Raw genomic sequence first — 24,124 nt, 5'->3', positions numbered from 1 at the left:
CCAGACACCAGAAAAGGAAACGTCCTATGCCTGACACGCATCAGGCCGCACCGCCGGCCGAAGCCCCTCTCTCCTGGCTCGACCTGCCGCCGCCGCCGCCACAGGGCGAGGCGGTGCAGGCCCTGCTGGCCCGCACCGAGGCCGCCCTCGGCTATGTGCGCAATGGCCAGAAGGCCCTGCTGCACCGGCCGGAGGTGCTGCTGGCGCAGGATGCCCTCAGCCGCGCCGTCAACCAGAATCCGGCGAGCGGCCTGAGCCCCGCCGAGCGGGAATTGATCGCCCTGGTGGTGAGCAGCGAAAATCGTTGCCAGCCCTGTGTGCTGGGCCATGCCGCGGCGCTGCGGGGCCATACCGGGGATGCCTTCTGGGTGGCGCAGGTGACGGTCAACCACCGCCATGCCGGGCTCTCCGCGCGCGAGCGCGCCCTGGCCGACTATGCCCTGCGCATCACCCGCGACCCCGCCGCGCTGGAGGAGGCGGACCTCGCCCCGCTGCGCGCCGCCGGGCTGCGGGACATCGACATCCTCGATGCCGCCGCCATCGCCGCTTACTTCAATTTCAGCAACCGCATCAACAGCGCCCTGGGCGTGGTGCCGAACCGCGAGGCCCATGCCGCGCACCGCGGCCCCGCCGGGCTGGAGAAGCTGACGCCATGAACCACATCCTGAGCCCCACCCTCTCGGCGGAGTCCTTCCCGCGCCTGCTGCGCGATGGCCCGCCGCTGCGCGGCCCGGAGGAGGAGCGCCTGCACCGCAAGCAGCGGCTTGCCGCCACCTTCCGCCTCTTCGCCCGCTATGGCTTCGACCAGGGCCTGGCCGGCCATGTCACCGCCCGCGATCCGGAGCGGCCGGATCATTTCTGGGTCAATCCGCTGGGCAAGCATTTCAGCCAGATCCGTGTCTCCGACCTGCTTCTCGTCAACCATGAGGGCGAGGTGGTGGAAGGCGACTGGCCGGTGAACCGCGCGGCCTTCGCCATTCATGCCGCCATCCACGCGGCGCGGCCGGACGTGGTGGCGGCGGCGCATACCCACTCGCTGCACGGCAAGGCCTGGGCCGCGCTCGGCCGCAGGCTCGATCCGCTGACCCAGGATTCCTGCGCCTTCTTCGAGGACCACGCGCTGTTCGACGACTTCACCGGCGTCGTGCTGGAAGTCTCCGAGGGCGACCGCATCGCCCAGGCCCTTGGCCCGCACAAGGCGGTCATCCTGAAGAATCACGGCCTGCTCACGGCCGGGCCGACGGTGGAGGCCGCCGCCTGGTGGTTCATCGCCTTCAACAACGCGGCGCAGGCGCAGCTGCTGGCCGAGGCCGCCGGCACGCCGCAGCCCATCGCCCCCGAAGTCGCGCGGCTGACGGCGCAGCAGGTGGGCAGCGCCAAGGGCGGGCTGCTGAGCTTCCAGCCGCTGTGGGACAAGATCATCCGCGAAGAGCCGGAGCTGCTGCAATGAGCTTTTCCTCGACCTCCCGCCGCGCCCTGCTGGGGGGCGCGGCGCTCCTCGCCACACCGGCGGTGCTGCGCGCCCAGGCGCCGGTGCTGCGCGTTGCCAATCAGCGGGGCGGCCTGCGCTCGCTGCTGGAAGCCTCCGGGCAGATCCAGGACCTGCCCTTCCGCATCGAATGGTTCGAGTTCCCCGCCGCGCAGCCTCTGCTGGAGGCGCTGAACGCCTATGCCATCGATGTCGGCTCGATGGGTGACCTGAACTTTTTTTCCGTCTTTTCCTCCGGCGCGCCGATCAAGGCGATCAGCGCGACGCGGTCGGATGGCGCCTCGCAGGCCGTGGTGGCGCGGCCGGGCGCGGGGATTGCCGATGCCGCCGGGCTGCGCGGCCGGCGCATCGCCGCCGCGCGCGGCGGCTGGACGCATTACTCCCTGCTGCGCATCCTGGAGAAGCACGGCATCGCACCGGGCGAGGTGAATATCGCCTGGCTGCTGCCGGCTGATGCGGCGCTTGCGCTGCGCAGCGGCGCGGTGGATGCCTGGTCCATCTGGGAGCCGTTCACCTCGCTGGAGATCCTGGAGTTCCAGGCCAGCCTGGTGGCCGATGCACGCGGCCTGACGCCGAGCGCCAGCTTCCTCGCCGCGCATGACACGGCGCTGCGCGAGAAGGCGCCGCTGCTGCGCGAATTGTCCGCGCGCGTCGCGCGCGGCTGGAGCTGGGCCCAGGGCCATATCCCCGACTATGCCCGCGCCACCGCGACCCTGCTGCGCCAACCCGTGCCGGTGCTGGAGCGGGCTTACCGGGTGAACGATACCCGCGCCATCGCCATCGACGACGCGGCCATCGCCGAATGGCAGGAGGCGGCGGACAAGGCGCATGGCTTCGGCGTCATCCCCCGGCCGCTCAAGGTGACGGACGCGATCCACCGCCTGTGAGGGATATGGGGCGGGGCGGAAGGCCCCGCCCCGCCCGGTGCCCCAGGCGGGCCGCGGGCAGCGCCGTCCGGGCGCGCCAGGGATTTCCACATTTTTTCCTGTTATGAAAAGACCTGACCATCTCGTCCATCTTCCCGGCGAAGGGGGCCGCCATCAGGCGCGTCAGGCCCGTTCGCGGGCGCAAAACATACAGAAAAAATCGGGAATCATTTGACATACTTTTTTTTGCTGTGATTATAGAGGGCGCGCGATGCGGCTCCGCATCCGTGGTGCCCCGGACAGCGATCCTCCCCCGCTGGCCCGGGGCGCCCCGCCCCAGAAAGGCCCGCCGATGCCAAGCATGATCCTGGCGCCCTGTCGCCCCATGAGCTGTCGCCTCTGAGCATCGCCGCGATGGAACGCGGCGCCTCGCCGCGGGCCGCAATGTCCCGCCGTCATTCTCATCCCCTGCCCATGGGGAGTCCCGCCCATGACGCGCTCCCGCCCCGTCACCCTGGATGGCCAGTTCGTCGGCATCCTGCTGCACAGCGACGGATGCTGGCGCTTCCTGGCGCGTGATCCGCGGAGCCTGGCGGCGGACGGGCTGACCTTCGCCAACCCGGCCGAGGCCGAGAGGCTGCTGCGCGCCCTGCTGCGGGGCCGCCCCGCCACGCGGCCCTCCCCTTCTTCCTCACTCGTGGAGTTCCCTGCCATGCACGGCATCGATCTCTCCCGCCAGCCCCTCACGGCCGGCACGCTGGCGCTGGCGAACAGGATGGTGGTCTCGCCCTCTCCGCTCGGCGGGCAGCGCCATGGTGGCCTGCCGCACCCGCGCAGCGCCGCGCATTACGCGGCCCAGGCCGGGGCGGGCCTCGTCATCACCGAACGCTGCTGGATCTCGCCACAGGGCGCGGGGCGGGCCTTCTCGCCTGGGATCCGCACCGCCGCGCAGGAAGAAAGCTGGCGTGAGATCACGCGCCATGTCCATGCCCATGGCGAACTCGGCGGCGGGGCGCGGACGGGGCGCATCGCGCTGCGCCTGTGGCATGCCGGGCGCCTGTCGCACAGCGCGGTGCAGCCGGGCGGCAGCTGGCCGGTCGCGCCCTCGCCCCTGGCCGGGGAAGGCACGCTGCCGACGCCGCTCGGCCAGCGGCCGCTGCCCCGCCCGCGCGCCTTGTCCCTCGATGAAATTCCTGTCGTCATCGAGGATTTCGCCCGCGCCCTGCGCCGCGCCCGCGCCGCCGGCTTCGATGCGGTGGAGCTAGATTCCTCCGGCCATGGGCTGATCGAGCAGTTCCTCGATCCCGCCAGCAACCATCGCGAGGACGATTATGGCGGCACGCCGGAAGGGCGGCTGCGCTTCCTGGCGGAAATCCTGGCCGCGCTGGTCGCCGCCTGGGAGCCGGGGCGCATCGGCCTGCGCGTCGCGCTGCGCCAGCCGCTGGATGAGGCCGCGCCCGGCCTGGCGCTGCGCGCCGCCCGCCTCGCCGAGGCCTATGGCCTCGCCTGGCTGCATATCACCCATGTCGCCGCGCCGGCGCGGGATCTTCCCCTGCTGCGCAAGGCCTATGGCGGCGCCCTGCTGCTGGGCCGGGGCGAGGGTGGCGAGGCGGCGGCCCTGGCCGCGCTGCGGCTGGGGCAGGTCGATCTCGCCGCCCTGCCCGCGCTGCCCCACCCGGCCCTGCTGCTGCCACCGCCGCAGGATCCCGCCCCGGACCAACAGCTGGACATCGCCAGCCCCACGCGCCCCGCGCTGCTGGCCCCGCTGCCTCTCTTCTGACCTTCGCCGGAACCCCGCGCCATGAGCTATCGCCTCAGCCTGCTCGACAAAAGCCCCATCCCCGCAGGCCGCCAGGCGGCGGAGGCCCTGGCCAGCACCCTGGCCCTCGCCCAGCTGGCCGAACAGCGCGGCTATCACCGCTTCTGGGTGGCCGAACATCATGGCGCCGAGGGGCTGGCGAGCGTCGCGCCGGAGGTGCTGGCGGCCTATCTCCTGGCGCGCACCAGCCGCATCCGCATCGGCTCCGGCGGCGTCATGCTGCAGCACTACGCGCCCTACAAGGTGGCGGAGGTGTTCAGCCTGCTGGCCACGCTGGCGCCGGGGCGGGTGGATCTCGGCGTCGGCAAGGGGCCGGGCGGCCTGCCCCTGTCCACCCGCGCGCTGCGGGGCGATGCGCAGGGCTTCAACGAGCGCTTCGCGGAGCTGGACGGCTTCCTCACCGGCCGCCTGCCGGAAGGGCACCCGCATGCCGGCGCCGTGCTTGCCCTGCGCCCGGCCGAGCCGGCGCAGCGCATCCTGCTCGGCGCCAGCGCCGACAGCGCCGATCTCGCCGCGCGCCATGGCTGGCAGTTCTGCTACGCCGGCCATCTGAACGGCGATGACGCCAAGCTGCGCGACAGCTTCGCCCGCTATCGCGCGGCGACGGGGCATGCGCCGCTGCTGGCGCTGCATGTGCTGGCCGCACCGAGCCGGGCGGAGGCCGAGCGCCGCGCCGCGGATCTGCGCGTCTTCAAGGTGCACCTGCCTGGCGCGCCGAGCGTGAACCTCACCAGCCGCGCCGGGGCCGAGGCCTACGCGCGCCAGTCCGGCGCCACCAGCTGGCGCATCGAGGAGACGCGCCCGAGCCTGCTCACCGGCACGCCGGACGAGATCCATGCCGCGCTCGGCGCGCTGCACCGCGAGCACGGCATCGGAGAATTCATCCTGGACACCCCGGTGACGGATTTCGCCGAGCGCCGCGCGCTGGTCGAGAGCCTCGCCGAAGCCCACCAGCCTGTCCCCGCGTGAAAGGATTTTTCCTGTGAGCAAAACGATATCGCCCGCCCCCTTTCCGCTCGGCCTCATGCTGCATGGCGCGGGCGGCCACATGAATGCCTGGCGCCACCCGAGTGGCCCGGCCGATGCCAGCGTCAACCTCCGCTTCTACACCGAGACGGCGCGCAAGGCGGAAGAGGCCGGCCTTGCCTTCGCCTTCGTCGCCGACGGGCTCTATATCAACGAGAAGTCGATCCCGCATTTCCTGAACCGCTTCGAGCCGATCTCGATCCTCTCCGCCCTGGCAACGGTGACGCAGCGCATCGGCCTCGCCGGCACCGTCTCCACCTCCTACAGCGATCCCTTCACCGTGGCGCGGCAATTCGCCTCGCTCGACCTGATCAGCGGCGGGCGGGCCGGGTGGAATGTGGTGACCTCGCCTCTGGAAGGCTCCGGGCGCAACTACAGCCGTGCCCACCCCGAGCATGCGCTGCGCTACCAGATCGCCGATGAATATCTCTCCGTCACCCAGGGCCTCTGGGATTCCTGGGAGGATGACGCCTTCCCGCGCAACCGCGAGACCGGCCAGTTCTTCGACCGCTCCAAGCTGCACCGGCTGGACCACAAGGGCCGCTTCTTCCAGGTGGAAGGGCCGCTGAACATCCAGCGCTCGCCGCAGGGGCAGCCCGTCATCTTTCAGGCGGGGTCCTCGGAGGCCGGCATCGGGCTGGCCGGGAAATACGCGGATGCGGTCTTCACCAACGCGCCCTCCTTCACGGAGACGCAGCGGTTCCGCGAACAGGTCCGCGCCAGCGCCGAGGCCCATGGCCGCTCGCCGGATCATGTGAAGGTGCTGCCCGGCATCGGCCCCATCACGGGCGCCACCCGCGCGGAGGCGGAGGAAAAATACGCCCGCATCCGCGACCTTCTCAGCATCGATGACGCGCTGGCCTATCTCGGCCGTTTCTTCGACCACCACGACTTCAGCGCCTATCCGCTGGACGCGCCCTTCCCCGAGCTGGGCGAGATCGGCGCCAACAGCTTCCGCTCGACCACCGACCGCATCAAGCGCGAGGCGCGCGAGAAGGGCCTGACCCTGCGCCAGGTGGCGCTCGCCGCCGCCACGCCGAAGCCGCATTTCATCGGCAGTGGCGAGGAGGTCGCGGCGGAGATGATCCGCTGGGTCGAGGAAGGAGCCGCCGATGGCTTCATTCTCGGCTTCCCCGTCGTGGCGGAAGGGCTGGAGGATTTCATCCGCCACGTCCTGCCGGTGCTGGAAGCGCGCGGGCGCCATCTGCCGGCGCTGGCCGGCCACACCCTGCGTGACCATCTCGGCCTGCCCTATCGCGAGAACCGTCATGCCCGGCCGCGCGCCACAGCGCCGGCCGAGCCCGCCCTGGCGGAGGCCTGATGAGCCTCCTCCTGCCCAGGACCGCGGCCCGCGCGCCGGCTGCCCGCATCGCCCGTGGCATCGAGAGCTTCGTGGCGCTGCGGCGCGACCTGCACCGCCATCCGGAACTGGCCTTCCAGGAGCACCGGACGGCCGCCGAGATCGCCAGCCTGCTGGCGCAATGGGGCTATCACGTCGAGGCCGGCATCGCCGGCACCGGCGTGGTCGGCACCCTGCAGCGCGGCGATGGCCATCGCGGCCTGGGCCTGCGCGCCGACATGGATGCGCTGCCGATCACCGAGCGCAGTGGCGCCGCGCATGCCAGCCGGCGTGCCGGCATCATGCATGCCTGCGGGCATGATGGCCACACGGCCATCCTGCTCGCCGCCGCGCAGGATCTCGCGCTGCACGGGCGCTTCGATGGCCGGCTGCATGTCATCTTCCAGCCGGCGGAAGAGGTGGGCGCCGGCGCGCGCCGCATGATCGGCGAGGGCCTGTTCCAGCGCTATCCCTGCGATGCCGTCTTCGCCCTGCACAACTGGCCGGGCGTCCCGGAGGGGCGCTTCGGCTTCGTCGAAGGCCCGGCCATGGCTGCCATCGATCAGGCGCTGATCCAGATCCATGGCCGTGGCGGCCACGGGGCCGCGCCGCACGAGACGGTGGACCCCGTGGTGGTCGCCGCCCATGCCATCACCGCGCTGCAAACCATCGTGTCCCGCAACGTCGATCCGCTGGATATGGCGGTGGTGACGGTCGGCGCCATCCAGGGCGGCGAGGCCTCCAACGTGATTCCGGACAGCGTAGCGCTGAAGCTCACCGCGCGCAGCTACCGCCCGGAGGCGCGCGCCCTGTTGCAGCGGCGTATCCCCGCGCTGGTCCAGGCACAGGCGGAAAGCTTCGGCGCCGTGGCCGAGGTGGAATACCGCCTGGGCTTCCCCAGCGTGGTCAACCACGTGGCGGAGACAGCCTTCGCGCGCGGCGTCGCGGCCGAGGCGCTCGGCGCCGCCGCCGTCCTGGCGGAATTCCGCCCCCGCACGGCGAGCGAGGATTTCGCCTTCATGCTGGAAGCCTGCCCGGGCAGCTACCTGTTCCTGGGGGCTGGCGAAGGCCCACCGCTGCACAGCCCCTCCTATGATTTCAACGACGCCCTGATCCTGCCGGGGGCCATTTTCTGGTCCGCCCTGGCGCAGGCGTTCCTCTCCCCTTCCTGACGACAAGGCATCACGCCCCATGAGCGACCTCATCGTCTCGACCTCGCCTCTCGATCCCCGCGCCAAGCCGCTGGTTGACGAGCTGATTCACGAATATGACAGCCGCTACGGCGATCTTTTCGACCGTGACGGCGCGGTCGTCGAGTTGAACCGCTACCCGCCGGAGGCCTTCGCGCCACCCTCGGGGCATTTTCTCCTGCTGATCCGCGATGGTGTGACCATCGCGGGTGGCGGCTTCAAGCGCTATGACGAGCAGACGGCCGAATTCAAGCGCATCTGGACCCGGCACGACCTGCGCCGCCAGGGCCTCGCCAGCCAGGTTCTGGTCGCGCTGGAGGAAGCGGCGCTGCGGCAGGGCTATCGGCGCATCTACCTGACCACCGGCTTCCGCCAGCCGGAGGCCGTCGGGCTTTATCTGCGCCGTGGCTATACGGCGCTGTTCGATCCGGCCGCGGATCTCGCTGCCCTGCGCCGCCTTCCTTTTGAGAAATGGCTGGCCGCGCAGGCCGAAGCCCCGCCCGCCATCGCGGCTGCCTGACGGAGCATCTTCATGTCCGGTCTGACGGAAGTGGCAGGCACGGCGGACGCCGTGCCTGGACAGGCGAGCCATGCCAAGCGCTACCGCATCATCCCCGCGCGCTATCCCCTGCGCAGCGCGGGCACGGTTTTCGGCATCCTGCTGCTGCTTGCCATCGCGCATTCCACGCTGAGCAATCCGCGCTGGGGATGGGATGTCTTCGCCCAGTGGTTCTTTGCGGAGCCCGTCCTGGTTGGACTGGGGCGGACATTGCTGCTGACGCTGCTCGGGACCTTTTTCGGCTTTATCCTCGGCACGGCCCTTGCCCTGGCGAGGGTCTCCGGGTCGCCCCTCCTGGCGGCGATCTCCTGGGGCTATATCTGGATCTTCCGCTCGACGCCGCTGATCGTCCTGCTTCTGCTGCTCAACAATCTTGGCTATCTCTACCCTGTCATCAGCCTTGGCATACCCTATACGGATCTGGAGTTCTTCAGCACCTCCACCACCCAGTTCATCACGCCCTTCGTGGCCGCGGTGCTGGGACTGACGCTGAACAAGGCGGCTTTCTCCTCGGAGATCATCCGTGGTGGCATTCTCTCTGTCGAGCAAGGGCAACTGGAGGCCGCGGCGGCGCTAGGTCTTTCGCGCCGGCGCCAGGCCTTCCGCATCATCCTGCCGCAGGCCATGCGCTCCATTCTGCCAACGGCCTTCAACGAAATCATCGCCCTCGCAAAAGGCACCTCACAGGTCTACATCCTGGCGCTGCCGGAACTGTTCTACACCATCCAGGTCATCTACCGCCGTAACCTGGAGGTGATTCCGCTGCTGATGGTGGCCACTGTCTGGTATCTCGTCATCCTGACCGTGCTCTCCGCTGTGCAGCAGCAGATCGAACGCCACTACGCCCGTGGCGCGCTGCGTGAGCCCCCGCCTTCTCTCTTCTCCCGCTGGCGTGGCCGGGCACAGGTGGCGGCACAGTCTTCCGTACCCACAGCGACATCGCCTGCCTTGGCAAGGAGCGCGTCGATCCAGGGCGGGGCCATCGAGATTCAGAATGTCTCGAAGAGCTTTGGCACGCTGCGTGTGCTGGAGGATGTGAGCCTCACCCTGCCCGCCGGCAGCGTTACCGCGATCCTCGGGCAGTCAGGCTCTGGCAAGTCAACGCTGCTGCGGACGATCAACCATCTGGAGCGCGTCGATTCCGGCTTCATCACCATCGATGGTGCCTTTGTCGGCTATCGCCAGGTGGAAGACCGCCTGTACGAACTGAAGGAAAAGGACATCCTCCTGCGTCGCGCCGAGACGGGCATGGTGTTCCAGACTTTCAACCTCTTTCCGCATCTGACGGTGCTGGAGAACATCACAGAGGCACCGGTGGCCACCGGCAGGCTCTCCGAGGCGGAGGCCGTTGCCCAGGCCCGTGAATTGCTGGCCCGCGTTGGTCTTGCGGATAAGGAAGCTGCCTATCCGCGGCAGCTTTCGGGCGGGCAGCAGCAGCGCGTGGCCATCGCCCGCGCCATGGCGCTGCGCCCCAAGGTTCTTCTGTTCGACGAGCCCACTTCCGCACTCGATCCTGAACTGGTCAAAGAAGTCCTCGATGTCATCAAGGACCTTGCCCGCTCGGGTACAACGCTGGTGATCGTTACCCACGAGATTGGCTTCGCCCGTGAGGTCGCGGACCGGATCGTCTTCATGGAAGGCGGACGTATCCTGGAGAGCGGCTCCCCTGAGCAGATCTTCAATGCACCGCGCCATCCGCGCACTGCGGCCTTCCTGGCAAAAGTGCTCTAACCGAGAAGAAACAGGAAAAACGCCATGTCCAACATGACCCGCCGCTTCGCCCTGGCCACCGGGGCAGGCCTGATCGCCCTGCCACTCCTGCCCCGGCCCCTGCGTGCGCAGGAAGAGATCGACCTGAGCCCGGCACAGGCCGGACGCATCCGCGCCAAGAAGGTGGAAGAGGCCATCCGCCTTCTGCCGGCCAATCTGCGTCTTACCACACCGGGCAAGCTGACAGTGGCCAATAATCCTGGCCGCTTCCCCTTTGGCGGCTATGCCACCGACAGCCGCACCCCCATCGGTTCGGAAATCGACATCGCGCAGCTGGTGGCTGACAGCCTCGGCCTCACGCTTGAGGTGATCCCGACCGCCTGGGCGGACTGGCCCCTCGGCCTCATCTCGGGCAAGTTTGATGCTGTGGTCAGCAACGTCACCGTCACCGAGGAGCGTAAGGAGCGCTACGATTTCTCGACCTACCGGAAGGATCTCCTGGGCTTCTATGTCGCGCTCGACAGCCGGCTGACCAGCATCGCGAAGCCCGAGGATGTGGCGGGCCTGAAGGTGATCGTCTCCTCCGGCACCAACCAGGAGCAGATCCTGCTGCGCTGGATCGAGGCCAACCGCGCCAAGGGCCTGCCCAACACCGAGGTGCAGTATTACGATGACGAGGCCGTGCTCGACCTCGCGCTGCAATCGGGCCGGGCGGATGCCTATCTCGGCCCGAATGCGACGTCTGCCTTCAAGGCCGCCCGTCAGCGCAAGACGCGGCTGGTCGGCACATTCTCCGGCGGCTGGCCGGTGACGGCGGAAATCGCCGTGGCAACGCGCAAGGGCTCGGGCCTAGCCGAACCGATCACCGTGGCGCTGAACGCGCAGATCGAAGCCGGGACCTATGCGCGCGCCCTCGCACGCTGGAATCTTTCGGCCGAGGCCATCGACCAGTCGCGGACGAATCCACCGGGCCTGCCGCGCCGCTGAGTTTTCTCCGCCAGGACAGCACGGAAAGGAAGGGCCGGCGCGCGATGCGCCGGCCCTTTTTCCATCATGCCCCCAGCAGGATCAAAGATAGCGCTCAGGGATGATGCGGAAGGCAATTTCCCTGGTGACGGCCAGAATATCACCCAGCGGCCGACGGGGCGCGCGGCAGAGCGCGCTGTTCAGCCGCCGCGCGCCAGGCGGAAAATCGCATCCATCCGCCAGTGTTCGTTCGGGTAGTGGCCCTGCCATTCATGCCATCCCGAATGCCGGCGGAACTGACCAAGCAGGCCAGACGCCAGGAGCGCGGCAGGTTCCACGGGAGTGCGCCCCTCCGCATCCGGGCTGACATAAAGGGCATCGGCGGTGCAATAGAGCTCGCACATGAAGCAGGTCTGGCAATCCTCCACGCGGGCGATGCGCGGTGGCGCACCGGGCACCGCCTCGAAAACATCGGTCGGGCAGGCTGTGACGCAGGCATTGCAGCCCGTGCATTGCTCTTCCAGCAGCAACTCGATCATGCGGCGGTCTCCGGCAGGGCAGGGACATGGTCAGGCGTGACGCGGATGGTGTCGATCCCGTCCACAAGCAGGCGATGCGCGAAATCCGGCACGATGCGCGGGATATCTTCCAGGCGGTGCAGGCCACGGCTTTCCGCGCGCGCCAGCGCGGCCGTCACCGACCAGCGCGCGGTGGCCAGCAAAGCAGCGGCCTCACGCGCGCGAAGACGCTCACGGCCCCCATGCCCGGGCAAGGCATGGTCGCGCAATTCCCCCCATGCGGTGTCCAGCACGGCGCGGGAACGCCGCAGGCCGGCCTGCGTCCGGAAGAAATTCTTGTCATAGGGCTGCATCTCGCCCAGCACGGTGGCCCGCGCGGCCTCGATCTCCACCGGCCGCACCGCACGCAGTGGCCGCAGCCCCGCCTGCCCCAGGCCGCGCAGCCGCGCCCCGGGCCGCCAGCCACGCGCAAAGCGCGCCGCGCCACGCCCGGCCCACAGGCCGGACGACAGGGCCCAGGCGGAATTCTGTGCACCGCCCCCCGAGATGGCGCCGGCGATCAATTCCCGGCTGGCGGCATCACCCGCGGCGAACAGGCCCGGAATGCCGGTGCCACACTCCGCGTCGACGATGCGCAGGCCCCCCGTGCCGCGGATGGTGCCATCCGTGTGCAGCGTGACGGGAAAGCGGTCCCGGAAGGGATCGATTCCCCAGCGCACGAAAGGCAGCATCACATTGGGCGAGACAAGGTGCAGGCGCGCGCGCACCGCCTCCGGCATGCGGTGCAGGGAACAGGTGACAGGCCCCGCCAGGAGCGCCCGCGCCAGCGTGGCGGTGTTGTCCGGCCCCGGCGGCACGACGATCTCGTGCCCGTCGGCATCATAGTAGGTGGCGAAGGCATAGGACATGCTGCGCGTCATCGTAGAGCGCGCCGGCGCCACGGTGTAGATGCCGGTGAATTCCAGGCCGGACAGCTGTGCCCCGGCCTCCGCGCCCATCAGATAGCCATCGCCGGTGTTGTTGCGCGCGCCCAGCAGGCCGGAGAGGAAGGCCGTGCCGCCCGTGGCCAGCACCGTGGCGCCTGCCTCCACCTGCCAGGGCGCATCCGCATCCTGGCGGCAGAGGCCGCGCGCACCGCCGACCCGGCCATTCTCCTCAGCCAGCAATTCCAGCGCCGGGCAATGATCGAGGATGAGAACGCCGAGTTCCTCCGCCTGGGCGCGCAGGGCGCGCATGTATTCGGGGCCACGCAGGGCGCGGTATTGCACCTGGCCCTTCTCATCGCGCGGGAAATCATAGTGCCGGGCGAGGCCGGGGAGGCTGCGCCAGGTTTCTTCGAGCACCCGCTCCATCCACTGCGGATCGGCGAGGCCGAGGGCGGCCTCGTTGCGCGCGGCGATGGCGGCGCGGCGCCCCTCGGGCGGTACCCACCAATGGCCGGGCCCCGCCGTGGCGGTGACGCCGCTGGTGCCGCAATAGCCTTTCTCGGCGAGCACAACGGACGCGCCCTGGCGCGCGGCCTCGGCGGCAGCCCAGGCCCCGGCCATGCCCCCGCCAATGACCAGCACATCCCGCCGCAGCGCAAGGCCTGGGGCGACGCTCCTCATCGCCACACCAGGCGGGGAAAAAGAACAGGGCGGGGGAGAAGAAAGGGGTCATCCGGTGCGGAGTGAGGCATGCCAAGGCTCCTGCCATATTTCACGTTTTTATAAAGCTATAAAAACACGTAACATCGCGCCAGAGCTTCCTGCGAGAGTTGAATATGATTCTTTTCTGCAAAAGGGATTTTCGGTTCATGGCGCCAATCCGCGATCATCCTGCCCGGCCTGGACGCTCCGCAGATCGAACAGGAAAGAGAAATTTTTACGTTGCAATTCGAATTACACGATTTAAAACGAATATATAATAGATTTCCGAAAGGAACGCGCATGAGCGCCACGACGGCTGGCCAGTCGCCCGCCTCCCGCGGCACCCGCCCTGGCCAGCACAACACGGCAGGCGATTGGGGCGGGCTGGGCCTGCATCTGCTCTCCTGGCTGGCACCCGTGGCGCTGCTGCTGCTGTGGGAAGGCGCGGCACGCTTCGGCGAGATCCCACCGCATCTCCTGCCCGCACCCAGCAAGGTCGCCACAACAGCCATACGCCTGATCGGCAATGGCCAGCTGATCCCGGATATGGGCGTGAGCCTGCTGCGCGCCGCCTCAGGCTTCGCTATTGGTGGCAGCATCGGCTTCCTGCTGGGCCTGGCGGTGGGCTTCTCCCGCCTCGCCGAGGCGCTGCTGGACCGCCCGGTGCAGATGATCCGCGCGGTGCCCTTCCTCGCCGTTCTGCAGCTCGTCATCGTCTGGTTCGGCGTCGGCGAGGAAGCGAAAATCTTCCTGGTCTCGCTCGGCGTGCTCTTCCCCATCTACATCAACACCGTGCTCGGCATCCGGCAGGTGGATCCGAAACTGCTGGAGATGGGGCGCGTGCGCGGCCTCAGCCGGGGGCAGCTGATCCGCCGGATCATCCTGCCCGGCGCCATGCCATCGCTGCTCGCCGGCGTGCGCTATGCACTCGCCTCGGCATGGCTGGCGCTGGTGGTAGCCGAGACCATCGCCGCCACCTCAGGAATCGGCTTCCTGGCCATGGATGCGCGGGAGTTCCTGCGCACCGATGTCATCGTCCTCGCCATTGTCATCTACGCGCTGATCGGCGTCCTGGCCGATGGGGTGGCGCGACTGCTGGAGCGGCGCCTGCTGGCCTGGCATCCGAATTATGCCCGCCGGGGGGCACGCTGATGGCCAGCCTCCCCGCCGCCCGCGTACAGGAACTGCGCCGCGCCTATGGCCCGCGCGTGATCATCGATGGCCTCAACCTCACCATCGCGCGGGGCGAATTCGTCGCGCTGCTCGGGGAAAGCGGCTGCGGCAAGACCACGCTGCTGCGCGCACTGGCCGGGCTGGACTCACCCCAGGGCGGGCGGATCGAGACGGCCGGGCGCCCCGCCATCGTCTTCCAGGAACACCGCCTGCTGCCCTGGGACACGCTGTGGCGCAATGTCGCGCTCGGCCTGTCCGGCCACGATGCCCGCGACCGTGCCGCGCGGGCCCTCGCCGAAGTCGGCCTGGGGGACCGGCTGGAGGACTGGCCGCGCAACCTCTCGGGCGGCCAGGCCCAGCGCGTGGCACTGGCGCGCGCGCTCGTCGAGGAACCGGCCCTGCTGCTGCTCGACGAACCCTTTGCCGCGCTCGATGCGCTGACACGCCTGCGCATGCATGACCTGGTGCGCGATCTTGTCGCGCGGCACCGCCCTGGCGTGCTGCTGGTCACGCATGATGTCGATGAGGCGATCGCGCTGGCGGACCGCATCCTGGTGATGCGCGATGGCGCCATCGCCGGAACCCATATCCCACCCGAGGCCACGCGCCGCGACCGCGCGCATCCGGAAGCCGCCGCCCTGCGGCGCGATCTTCTGGCGGCGCTCGGCCTGCGGGCCACGGCCGATTGAGCGGAAAACCCATGCTGTCTCTCCCCTTCCTCTCCCGCCGCGCGGTGCTGGGCACGGGCCTCGCCGCAGCCGGCACCCTGGCCGGCCACGCGGCCCTGGCGCAGGGTCGCCGCACCACGGATACCGTCCGCCTCGGCTGGGGCTTCGGCGGCCTGCCGCTGCTGGCCAAGGAACGCGGTGAATTCGCGCGCCTGCTGGCCCGCGATGGCATCAAGGTAGAATGGATCGGCCCCTTCCCCGCCCATGCCCCCTCGATCCAGGCGGTGGTCGGCGGCAGCGCGGATTTCAGCTTCGGCGGCAGCACGACGCCCGCCCTGGCCTCGATCATCGCCGGATCGCCGCTGGTCTTCACGCAATTCGCCGTGGTCGAGCCGCGCACCACCGCCATCATCGCCCGGCGGGACTCGGGCATCACCGGCATTCCAGGGCTGAAGGGGCGGAGTGTGGCCGTCAACCGCTCAGGCCTCGGCGAATTCCTGCTGATCGCCGCGCTGGAAAAGCATGGTCTCAGCCGCAACGATGTCCGCGTCGTCTATCTCAACCCGCCCGAGGCAGCGCCAGCCTTCGCCGCCGGTAAGGTCGATGCGTGGTCGATGTGGAGCCCGGGTGTGGATATCGCCCGCAGCGAATACGGCGCGCACGATATCTTCGTCGAGGGGCGTGACCTCGGTTTCCAGATCGACTTCAGCTCCTATCTCGTGACGCGCCGCTTTGCCGAGCAGAACACCGAGATCGTGCGCGCCGTGAACGCGGCCTATGCGGCCGAGGCCGCCTGGGCCAGCGAGAACCCGCGCGAGGCGGAAACCCTGGCGCAGCGCCAGGGCGCCTATAGCGACGCGATCCGGGATGCCTTCATCGAGCGCCGCCGCCGCTACGTCATCCGCCGCATCGATGACACGGATTTCCAGGCGGAACTGCAACGCGCGGCGGACTGGCTGTCCCAGCGCCGCGTCCTGCCGGAACCTGTGCGTGTCAGGGACCATCTCGCGCGGCTCTGAGCCCTTGCGCCTGGACAGCACCGCTGCCCAGGCCTGCCTGCTTCCCGCGGGAGGACGGAGCCGGGCCGCCCTTCCCCAACCTGCCAGACCTACCCTTCGGGAGAATCGCCATGAGCGTCGAATTCATTGGCTATGTCGGCCACTTCAATTCCTCCGAGACCATGCGGCGCAGCGGCCCGGCCGTGGACGTGCCGTATATCGAGGCCGTGGCCAAGGCGCATGAGCATGTCGGCTTCGATCGCGTGCTGGTCGCCTTCCACTCCAACTCGGCCGAAAGCATCCTGATCGGCCAGCACATCGCGCATGTGACGGACCGCCTGGGGCTGATGATCGCGCATCGCCCCGGCTTCACCGCGCCCACCCTGGCGGCACGGCAGCTCGCCACGCTGGACCAGTTCGCGCGCGGGCGCGCCGCCGTGCACATCATCACCGGTGGCAACGACAAGGAACTGGCCCAGGATGGCGACCATCTCACGAAGGATGAGCGCTATGCCCGCGCCAGCGAGTATATCGACATCCTCCGCCAGGAATGGACCTCGCAGAATCCCTTCGACTATGAAGGCCGCTACTACAAGGTTCTGGGCGGCTTCGGCGATGTGAAGCCCTACCGGGCCGAAGGCATCCCCGTCTTCTTCGGTGGCGCGTCCGAGGCGGCGCTGCCGGTGGCTGGTAAGCATGCCGATGTCTATGCGCTGTGGGGCGAGACGCTGGAGCAGACGCGCGACCTGCTGAACCGCGTGCGGGCCGCCGCCGCCCCGCATGGCCGCAACCCACGCTTCAGCCTCTCGCTGCGCCCCATCCTCGCCGAGACCGAGGAAGCCGCCTGGGCCAAGGCGGAGGAGATCCTGCGCCGCGCCCGTGCCCTGCGCGAGAGCGGCGGCAGCGGCCGTTCCCCGCACAATGCCCGGCAGCATGATGCCGCCGGCGCCGCGCCGCCGCCGCCGAATGAGGGCTCCCGCCGCCTCCTCGCCGCCGCTGCCCAGGGCAAGCGCCTCGACAAGCGGCTGTGGACGGAGATTGCCGCGCTGACCGGTGCTTCCGGCAATTCCACCGCGCTGGTCGGCACGCCGGACCAGGTGGCGGAAGCTCTGCTCGACTACTATGATCTTGGCATCACCACCTTCCTGATCCGCGGCTTCGATCCGCTGGTCGATGCCATCCAGTACGGGCGTGAATTGCTGCCCCGCTTCCGCGCCCTGGTGGCGGAGCGCGAGCGCAGCACCGCCCAGGCCGTCGCGGCGGAGTGACGGGGCGGCCATGCGCGTCCTCCTGCCCCCGGGTCATGCCGCGCATGACCCGGACCCCGTGATCGGCAGCGGTGCCGGCGCGCGGCCCTATTTCGAAACCCCCGCGCGTATCGCGGCTCTGCTGCGGGCCGTGCAGGCGGCAGGCCTCCCGGTGGAGGAAAACCAAGCCTGGGCGAGCGGCCAGGAAAGCCTTGGCGTCATCGCAAAGGTGCATGAGGCGGGCTATCTCGGCTTCCTGGAAGGCGGCTTCGCCGCCTGGCGCAGCAGGCCGGGGCGCGAGGCGGATCTGGCCGTGCGCCCCAGCGCCTTCGCCGTGCGACCGCTGAACCGGCGCCCCAGCGATATTGTCGGCCTTGCCGGCTGGTATCTCGGCGGCAATGGCGCGCCGCTGCTGGAAGGCAGTTGGGGCGCCATCCTGGCTTCCGCCCGGGCGGCTGAGGCAGGCGCGCGGTGCCTGCTGGCGGGTGATGCGCAGGCCTATGTCCTGACGCGCCCACCCGGACACCATGCCTATGCCGACCTCGCCGGCGGCTTCTGCTTCCTCAACAACGCCGCCATCGCCGCGGAGACACTGCGCGCGGGCGGCATCAACAAGGTTGGCATCCTCGATATCGATGTCCATCACGGCAACGGAACGCAGGCCATCTTCTACGAGCGCGAGGATGTTGCCTTCGCCTCGGTCCATGGAGATCCAGCCGGGCTCTACCCCTTCTTCGCCGGCTATGCCGATGAAACCGGCCAGGGCCGTGGCCTCGGCGCCACGCTGAACCTGCCGCTGCCGCCGGGCACGGGCAGTGCCGGATGGGTTGCCGCGGTGGAAAGGGCACTCTCCGCTTTGCGGCGGCAGGCCGTGGAGGCACTGGTCGTCTCCCTCGGCTTCGATGCGCAGGAAGGTGACCCGAGCGCCAACCTCGCTGTCCAGGCCGATGGCTTCCGCGAGGCCGGGCGGCGGATCGGGCAATTCGGCACCCCCATCCTGCTGGTGCAGGAGGGCGGCTACCTGATCACGCGGCTGGAGGACAATCTTGCCGCCTTCCTCGATGGATTCCTGGCCGCGCGCGGAATCGCCACGCGACCGCAGCTGACGGAGACACCGGCATGAGCGGCACGCCGCGCAATTCCTGGGCCGCACGCGATACGGCAAGCCTGATCCATCCCTACACCAACCTCCGCCGCCATGCCGAGGCCGGGCCGTTGGTGATACGCCGCGGCAAGGGTGTGCGTGTCCAGGACGAGCAGGGCCGCTGGTATCTGGAGGGCATGGCCGGCCTCTGGTCCGCCGCGCTGGGCTTCGACGAGCCACGCCTCGTCCGGGCGGCGACACGCCAGATGGAGGAATTGCCCTTCTACCACATCTTCAACGGCCGCTCGCATGGGCCTGCGATCGAGTTGGCGGAGACGCTGCTGGCTCTTGCCCCGCCGGGCCTGTCGCGCGTGCTGTTCAGCAATTCCGGCTCCGAGGCCAATGACGCGGCGATCAAGCTCGCCTGGCATTACAACCATGCGCGGGGCAAGCCGGAGAAGCGCAAGATCATCGGGCGGCAGCGCGGCTATCATGGAGTCACCATCGCCGCCGCCAGCGCCACAGGGCAGGCCGCCAACCACCAGGATTTCGGCCTGCCCCTGCCTGGCTTCCTGCATACCGGCAGCGCCAGCCACTGGCATGATGCCGCGCCCGGCGAGAGCGAGGCCGATTTCGTCGCCCGCCGCGCGCGGGAACTCGAAGAACTGATCCTGCGAGAGGGGCCGGAGACCATCGCCGCCTTCATCGCCGAGCCGGTCACCGGCGGCGGCGGCGTCTTCGTGCCGCCGGAGGGCTATTTCACCGCCATCCAGGCCGTGCTGCGCCGGCACGATATCCTGTTCATCGTCGATGAGGTGATCTGCGGCTTCGGCCGCACCGGCCGCCTCTTCGCCTGCGAGACCTTCGGCCTGAAGCCGGATCTGCTGACGGTGGCCAAGGCCCTTTCCGCCTCCTTCCTGCCGATCTCCGCCGTGCTGGTCTCGGAGGAGATCCATCAGGCCCTTCTGGCGGAGAGCGAGAAGCTCGGCGTCTTCGCCCATGGCGTCACCTACGCCGCGCATCCCGTCTGTGCCGCGGTCGCGCTGGAGACGCTGCGGATCTACCAGGAACGCGACATCATCGGCCATGTGCGGGCGGTCGCGCCCTTGCTGCAACAGGGCCTGCGCGATCTGGTGGGGCATCCGCTGGTGGGGCAGGCGCGTGGCATCGGGCTGATCGGCGCCGTCGAAATCGTCGCCGACAAGGAAAGCCGGCGGCATTTCCCGGCCGAACTCGGCATTGGCGCGCGCGTGCAGCAGGCGGCGCTGGAGCGCGGGCTCATTCTGCGCGGCCTGCGCGGTGATGCCATCGCCGTCTGTCCGCCCCTCATCATCCAGCCGGCCGAGATCCAGGAATTGCTCGCGGGCCTGCGCGCCGCGCTGGACGATGTGGCGGCAGCCCTGGCGCGCGAGGGCTTGTTCACGCTTGCGGAGGAACAGGTGGCATGAGCCTGCATCGTCGTACTCTGCTTTCCGCCGCGCTGGGCAGTTCCGCCGCCCTGTCATCCCCGCGCCTGGCCCAGGCGCAGGGCAAGCGCGTGCTGCGCTTCGTGCCGCAATCAGACCTCGCCATCCTCGATCCGGTGTGGACCAGCGCCTATGTCACGCGCAATCACGGCTTGATGGTTTTCGATACCCTCTATGGCATGGATGCGCAGTACCGGATCCAGCCGCAGATGGTGGAAGGCCATGTCGTCGAGCCGGATGGCCTGACCTGGACGCTGACCCTGCGCGAGGGCCTGCGCTGGCATGACGGGGAAAAGGTCCTGGCGCGGGACTGCACCGCCTCCATCCGCCGCTGGGCGGCAAGGGACGGGCTGGGGCAATCCTTGCTCGCCGCCATTGACGAATTGTCGGCGCCCGATGACCGCACCCTCCGCTTCCGCCTGAAAAAGCCTTTTCCGCTGCTCACCTATGCGCTGGGCAAGCCCGGCTCGCCGGTCTGCGTCATGATGCCGGAGCGTCTGGCGCAGACCGACCCCAACACGCAGATCCGCGAGATGGTGGGCAGCGGCCCCTTCCGCTTCGTGGCGGAGGAACGGCTGGCCGGTGCCCGCGTCGTCTACGCCCGCAACCCCGATTATGTGCCGCGCGCCGGCACGCCAAGCTTCACCGCCGGGCCAAAGGAAGTTTTCTTCGAGCGCGTGGAATGGCACGTCCTGCCCGACCCTTCCACCGCCGCCGCCGCCCTGCGCGCCGGCGAGGTGGATTGGTGGGAAGCGCCGCCCTTCGATCTGTTGCCGGCCCTGGCCAGGGACCGCGCCATCCGCACCGCCGTGCCGGACCCGACCGGCTATATCGGCACCATGCGGCTGAACCATCTGCATCCGCCCTTCAACAACCCGGCGCTGCGCCGCGCCCTGCTGCCGGCGCTGCGGCAGGCGGATTTCATGCAGGCCGTGGCCGGTGAAGTTGCGGATGGCTGGCGCGATGGCGTGGGCTTCTTCTGCCCGGACACCCCGATGGCCAGCACCGCCGGGCTGGAGGCGCTGACCGCCCCGCGCGACCTGGAGCGCGCGCGGCGTGACGTCGCCGCCTCCGGCTACAGGGGCGAGAAGGCCGTGCTGCTGGCACCCTCGGACTTCCCGACGCTGAAGGCGCTGGGCGATGTCGCGGCCGACCTCCTGCAGCGCCTCGGCATCCAGGTGGATTACCAGTCGCTCGACTGGGGCTCGACCCTCTCCCGCCTGACCAAGATGGAGCCGGTGGAGCAGGGTGGCTGGAGCGTCTTCAGCACCTATTGGGCCGGCATGGACCAGCTGGACCCGGCGGTCCACAGCTCACTGCGCGCCAATGGCCGGGCCGGGCCGCGCGGCTGGCCGAGCAGCGAGAAACTGGAAGCCCTGCGGGCCGCCTGGATGGAGCAGTCCGACCAGGGTGAGCGCATCCGCATCGCCGCCGAGATGCAGCGCCAGGCCTTCGAGGATGTGCCCTATCTCCCGCTCGGCCAGTTGCTCACCCGCACCGCATGGAAGGGGCTGACGGCGCCGCCGCATGGCTTCGCGCTGTTCTGGCAGATCCGCCCGGCATGACCCACGCGGCCCCCTCCCTTTCTCCTGACGACGGAGCCCGCCGGATGACCCTCGCACAGGCCGCCCTCGCGCCTCTTCCCGCCGCGCCCGCCGGGCGTCCCAGGCCGGATTGGCCAACCCTGCTGCCGCAGCTGCGCGAGGCCGGGGCACGGCATGACCGTGATGGCAGCTTTCCCTTTGATGCGCTCGATCTGCTGCGGCAGGCCGGGCTGCTCTCGCTCACCGTGCCGGTGGCGCTGGGCGGCCAGGGCGGGGGGCTGGCGGCCTCGGCCGAGGCGGTGGGGCTGGTGGCCCAGGGCTGTGCCTCCACGGCCCTGGTGCTGGCCATGCAATGCACGAAGCAGGCGGCGCTTGCGCGCGGCCAGGGCTATGCGGCCCCCCTGCGTGAGCGCCTCGGGCGCGAGGCCGTGCAGGAGGGCGCCCTGGTCAATGCCATCCGCGTGGAACCGGAGCTGGGCAGCCCGACCCGGGGCGGCCTGCCGGCCACCACGGCCCGCCGCGTGCCCGGTGGCTGGCGCGTCTCGGGCCGCAAGATCTATTCCACCGGCGCGCCCGGCCTCACCTGGTTCGAGACCTTCTGCCGCACGGATGAACTGAAGCCCCGCCTGGGCAATTTCCTCATCCGCGCCGGCAGCCCGGGCCTGCGCATCGTCGAGAGCTGGGACCATCTGGGCCTGCGCGCCTCGGGCAGCCATGACGTGGTGCTGGAGGATGTCTTCGTGCCGGAGGAGCAGGCGGGGCAGTTGCAGCCGGCCGGGGAAGGCCCGCCGCCACGGGATGACATCCAGGCGGCCTGGAATGCCGCGCTGCTGGGCGCGCTCTATACCGGGGTGGCCGTGGCGGCGCGGGACTGGCTGCTGGGCTTCCTGCGCGGGCGGGTGCCGGCCAATCTGGGCCAGCCCCTGGCCAGCCTGCCACGCGTGCAGGAGGCCGTGGGCGAGATCACGACGCTGCTCACCGTCAATGGGCGCCTCCTCGCCGGCCTCGCGGCCGAGACGGATGCCGGAAACGCGCCCTCCTCGACCGAGGCCGGACTGCTGAAGGTGGTGCTGACGCGGCAGGCGGTGGACGCGGTCCGGCTGGCCAATGGCCTTGCCAGCAACCATGCCCTGTCGCGGCACAATCCGCTGGAACGGCATTGGCGCGATGTCCAGTGCGGGGTGGTGCATGTGCCACAGGCCGATAGCGCGATGATCGCCGCCGGGCGTATAATTCTTTAAATTCAGTTATTTATGTTCTTTTTTGAAAAAAAGAACCAAAAAACTTTTCCAGTTGGCGTCCCGCGTATGGCCTGAGGCGGGACGCCAGACTGAAAAAGTCTTTTTGCTTCTTTTTCTTCAGAAAAGAAGATAAAATGTTGAATATAAAAGATTCCCTAAACCAAAACCTCCGCCTCCGCGCCGAAGAACTGATTGGCCGGCTCGGGCAGGCCGAGATGGCCGCGCAGGGTCTCGCTGTCATAGGCCTCGCGGAACAGGCCACGGCGGCGCAGGAGGGGAACGACCTCACTTGTGAAGGCTTCGAACTGCGCTGGCAGGATGGGCGGCATCACGTTGAAGCCGTCAGCAGCGCCGGAGCGGAACCAGGCCTCGATCACATCCGCCACCTGCTCCGGCGTGCCGGCCATGGTGTAATGGCCGCGCGCGGCGGCGAGGCGGTGCAGCAGCGCACGCAGGGTGGGCCTCTCCCGCGCCACGAGGTCGGTGATCACCTCCGCGCGGCTGCGGGCGGCCTGCACACCGGCGGGCGGCGGAAAATCATCCACGGAAAGCGCGCGGTCGAGCGGCAGGTGGGAGAAATCATGCCCGCCGAAACGCGCCGAGAGGCGTTCCAGCCCGACTTCCGGCGCGGCGCTCTCGTTCAGCTCGTCCCAGATACGCTGGGCCTCGCGCTCGGTGCCACCGATGGCGGCGCTGATGCCGGGGAGGATGACCACCCCCTCCGGGTCGCGCCCCAACCCGGCGGCCAGGGCGCGGATCTCCTGGCGGAAGGCGATGGCGGCGCCCTGCTCCAGATGGGCGGTGAAGATCACCTCGGCATGGCGGGCGGCGAAGCGCTTGCCCGTGCCGGAGGAGCCGGCCTGGACCAGCACCGGACGACCCTGTGGGCCGCGCGGCACGTTCAGCGGGCCGCTGACCTGATAGAAGGGCCCGTGGTGGTCGAAGCGCCGCACGCGATCGGGCCGGGCGAAGCGGCCGCGGGCACGGTCATCCAGCACCGCGTCACGCGCCCAGCTGTCCCAGAGCTTGGTGACGACGGCGAGAAAGTCTTCCGCCTGGGCATAGCGTTCCTCCAGCCCCGGCGGCGCGTCGCGGCCGAAATTGCGCGAGGCGGCGGCGAGCCAGGTGGTGACAATGTTCCAGCCCACCCGCCCGTGGCTGATGTGGTCGAGCGAGGCGAATTGCCGGGCGAGGTTGAAGGGCTCCGTGTAGCTGGTCGAGGCCGTGGCGACGAGGCCGATGCGGCGCGTGCCGGTGGCCAGGGCGGCGAGCAGGGTCAGCGGTTCCAGCCCGCCCTGCACGGCGTGGGCGATCTCGCTCGGCAGCAGCACGAGGTGGTCGGCGAAGAAGATGGCATCGAAGCAGGCGTCTTCCGCGCGGCGGGCGAGGTCCTGGTAATAGGCGAGGTCGGTCATCGCCAGCGGGGTGGCGGCGGGGTGGCGCCAGGCGGATTCATGATGCCCGCGCCCGTGGATGAAGAGATTGAGGTGAAGCTGCCGGCGCATCTGCGGTTCCCTTTGGGGTTCCCTTTGGGGGCGGGGCTGGGGCGAAGGGGCAAGGTGGGCCGGCGCGAGAGGCCGCGGCGGCATCGCG

At 69.5% G+C, this 24,124-nt stretch carries 21 protein-coding genes and 1 pseudogene; 19 read left to right on the top strand and 3 right to left on the bottom strand.

Annotated features, from left to right (window positions below; all coding sequences use genetic code 11):
* Positions 1-26 precede the first annotated feature (26 nt).
* The 11 genes and pseudogenes from NON00_RS03950 to NON00_RS03900 all read left to right on the top strand — a co-directional run bounded on the left by NON00_RS03950 (position 27) and on the right by NON00_RS03900 (position 10,985).
* Positions 27-656 carry a peroxidase-related enzyme gene (locus tag NON00_RS03950; protein ID WP_256017784.1) on the top strand — a complete coding sequence of 210 codons (630 nt, stop codon included), beginning with the start codon at positions 27-29 and terminating at the stop codon, positions 654-656.
* Entirely contained in the window at positions 653-1,450 is a 798-nt protein-coding gene (locus tag NON00_RS03945; RefSeq protein WP_256017783.1) for a class II aldolase/adducin family protein, read from the top strand. Before NON00_RS03950 ends, NON00_RS03945 begins: the two co-directional genes overlap by 4 nt.
* Positions 1,447-2,376 (top strand): ABC transporter substrate-binding protein, encoded by a 930-nt coding sequence (locus NON00_RS03940; protein WP_256017782.1) that lies wholly within the window; start codon positions 1,447-1,449, stop codon positions 2,374-2,376. Before NON00_RS03945 ends, NON00_RS03940 begins: the two co-directional genes overlap by 4 nt.
* 469 nt (positions 2,377-2,845) lie before the next feature.
* On the top strand, positions 2,846-4,135 hold the full coding sequence (locus NON00_RS03935; protein WP_256017781.1) for a hypothetical protein: 1,290 nt from the start codon (positions 2,846-2,848) through the stop codon (positions 4,133-4,135).
* 21 nt (positions 4,136-4,156) lie between these two features.
* On the top strand, positions 4,157-5,143 hold the full coding sequence (locus tag NON00_RS03930) for an MsnO8 family LLM class oxidoreductase (RefSeq protein ID WP_256017780.1): 987 nt from the start codon (positions 4,157-4,159) through the stop codon (positions 5,141-5,143).
* Between the two features lie 13 nt (positions 5,144-5,156).
* Complete coding sequence (locus tag NON00_RS03925; protein WP_256017779.1) at positions 5,157-6,521, top strand: LLM class flavin-dependent oxidoreductase; 1,365 nt, start codon at positions 5,157-5,159, stop codon at positions 6,519-6,521.
* Positions 6,521-7,711: a M20 aminoacylase family protein gene (locus tag NON00_RS03920; RefSeq protein WP_256017778.1), complete on the top strand. Its 1,191-nt coding sequence runs from the start codon at positions 6,521-6,523 to the stop codon at positions 7,709-7,711. The genes NON00_RS03925 and NON00_RS03920 overlap by 1 nt, the downstream gene beginning before the upstream one ends.
* Positions 7,712-7,730: 19 nt before the next feature.
* Positions 7,731-8,249 carry a GNAT family N-acetyltransferase gene (locus NON00_RS03915; protein ID WP_256017777.1) on the top strand — a complete coding sequence of 173 codons (519 nt, stop codon included), beginning with the start codon at positions 7,731-7,733 and terminating at the stop codon, positions 8,247-8,249.
* Between the two features lie 12 nt (positions 8,250-8,261).
* Positions 8,262-9,116: pseudogene (locus NON00_RS03910) on the top strand (amino acid ABC transporter permease); the annotation flags it as partial.
* A gap of 138 nt (positions 9,117-9,254) precedes the next feature.
* Positions 9,255-10,019, top strand: coding sequence for an amino acid ABC transporter ATP-binding protein (locus NON00_RS03905; protein ID WP_256017803.1), 765 nt, complete (start codon positions 9,255-9,257; stop codon positions 10,017-10,019).
* Positions 10,020-10,043: 24 nt separating this feature from the next.
* On the top strand, positions 10,044-10,985 hold the full coding sequence (locus tag NON00_RS03900) for an ABC transporter substrate-binding protein (protein ID WP_256017776.1): 942 nt from the start codon (positions 10,044-10,046) through the stop codon (positions 10,983-10,985).
* A 179-nt stretch (positions 10,986-11,164) separates the two neighbouring features.
* On the opposite strand, the gene NON00_RS03895 is transcribed toward NON00_RS03900, so the two are convergent.
* Positions 11,165-11,503, bottom strand: coding sequence for a ferredoxin family protein (locus tag NON00_RS03895; protein ID WP_256017775.1), 339 nt, complete (start codon positions 11,501-11,503; stop codon positions 11,165-11,167).
* Positions 11,500-13,089: an FAD-dependent oxidoreductase gene (locus NON00_RS03890; protein WP_256017774.1), complete on the bottom strand. Its 1,590-nt coding sequence runs from the start codon at positions 13,087-13,089 to the stop codon at positions 11,500-11,502. Before NON00_RS03890 ends, NON00_RS03895 begins: the two co-directional genes overlap by 4 nt.
* Before the next feature lie 321 nt (positions 13,090-13,410).
* Here NON00_RS03890 and NON00_RS03885 point away from each other — a divergent pair, with 321 nt between their 5' ends.
* From NON00_RS03885 to NON00_RS03850, 8 genes are all read left to right on the top strand, one after another.
* Entirely contained in the window at positions 13,411-14,262 is an 852-nt protein-coding gene (locus NON00_RS03885; RefSeq protein ID WP_256017773.1) for an ABC transporter permease subunit, read from the top strand.
* Positions 14,262-14,972, top strand: a complete 711-nt coding sequence (locus tag NON00_RS03880) for an ABC transporter ATP-binding protein (protein WP_256017772.1) — start codon at positions 14,262-14,264, stop codon at positions 14,970-14,972. The genes NON00_RS03885 and NON00_RS03880 overlap by 1 nt, the downstream gene beginning before the upstream one ends.
* 11 nt (positions 14,973-14,983) lie before the next feature.
* A complete protein-coding gene (locus NON00_RS03875) occupies positions 14,984-15,970 on the top strand; it encodes an NrtA/SsuA/CpmA family ABC transporter substrate-binding protein (protein ID WP_256017771.1) in 987 nt (328 codons plus the stop codon).
* Between the two features lie 110 nt (positions 15,971-16,080).
* Positions 16,081-17,217 carry an LLM class flavin-dependent oxidoreductase gene (locus NON00_RS03870; protein WP_256017770.1) on the top strand — a complete coding sequence of 379 codons (1,137 nt, stop codon included), beginning with the start codon at positions 16,081-16,083 and terminating at the stop codon, positions 17,215-17,217.
* Positions 17,218-17,227: 10 nt separating this feature from the next.
* Positions 17,228-18,319 carry a histone deacetylase family protein gene (locus NON00_RS03865; RefSeq protein ID WP_256017769.1) on the top strand — a complete coding sequence of 364 codons (1,092 nt, stop codon included), beginning with the start codon at positions 17,228-17,230 and terminating at the stop codon, positions 18,317-18,319.
* Entirely contained in the window at positions 18,316-19,728 is a 1,413-nt protein-coding gene (locus NON00_RS03860; protein WP_256017768.1) for an aminotransferase, read from the top strand. Before NON00_RS03865 ends, NON00_RS03860 begins: the two co-directional genes overlap by 4 nt.
* 2 nt (positions 19,729-19,730) lie before the next feature.
* Positions 19,731-21,311 (top strand): ABC transporter substrate-binding protein, encoded by a 1,581-nt coding sequence (locus NON00_RS03855; RefSeq protein WP_370688662.1) that lies wholly within the window; start codon positions 19,731-19,733, stop codon positions 21,309-21,311.
* Positions 21,312-21,355: 44 nt separating this feature from the next.
* Positions 21,356-22,531, top strand: coding sequence for an acyl-CoA dehydrogenase family protein (locus tag NON00_RS03850; RefSeq protein ID WP_256017766.1), 1,176 nt, complete (start codon positions 21,356-21,358; stop codon positions 22,529-22,531).
* 155 nt (positions 22,532-22,686) lie between these two features.
* On the opposite strand, the gene NON00_RS03845 is transcribed toward NON00_RS03850, so the two are convergent.
* Positions 22,687-24,036, bottom strand: a complete 1,350-nt coding sequence (locus NON00_RS03845) for an LLM class flavin-dependent oxidoreductase (protein ID WP_256017765.1) — start codon at positions 24,034-24,036, stop codon at positions 22,687-22,689.
* Positions 24,037-24,124: the final 88 nt, after the last annotated feature.

This window comes from Roseomonas sp. GC11 (assembly GCF_024437745.1).
GTDB lineage: Bacteria > Pseudomonadota > Alphaproteobacteria > Acetobacterales > Acetobacteraceae > Pseudoroseomonas.
This window is presented reverse-complemented; position numbering and strand designations above follow the sequence as displayed.